The organism is Mycobacterium sp. UM_11 (genome assembly GCF_001414075.1).
GTDB lineage: Bacteria > Actinomycetota > Actinomycetes > Mycobacteriales > Mycobacteriaceae > Mycobacterium.
The window spans coordinates 1-257 of sequence record NZ_LATC01000292.1 but is presented as its reverse complement, the minus strand read 5'-3'; the positions used below and the strand labels follow the sequence as shown (position 1 = coordinate 257).

At 62.6% G+C, this 257-nt stretch carries 1 pseudogene; it reads left to right on the top strand.

What is annotated here, in order from left to right:
* A pseudogene (locus WU80_RS25080) lies at window positions 1-257 on the top strand (galactose-1-epimerase); the annotation flags it as partial.

Below are 257 nucleotides of genomic sequence, written 5' to 3'. Positions count from 1 at the left end.
TGATCAACCTGACCAATCACAGCTACTTCAACCTGGCGGGTGAGGACGCCCTCGACGTCTACGACCACAAGGTCACCATCGATGCCGACTACTACACGCCGACCGACCCCACCCAGATTCCGACCGGGCAGCTCGCCCCGGTGCAGGGCACACCGTTCGATTTCACCTCACCGACCGCGATCGGCGCGCGTATCACCGCCAATGACCCGCAGCTGTTGCTGGCCCACGGTTACGACCACAACTGGGTGATCAACCGC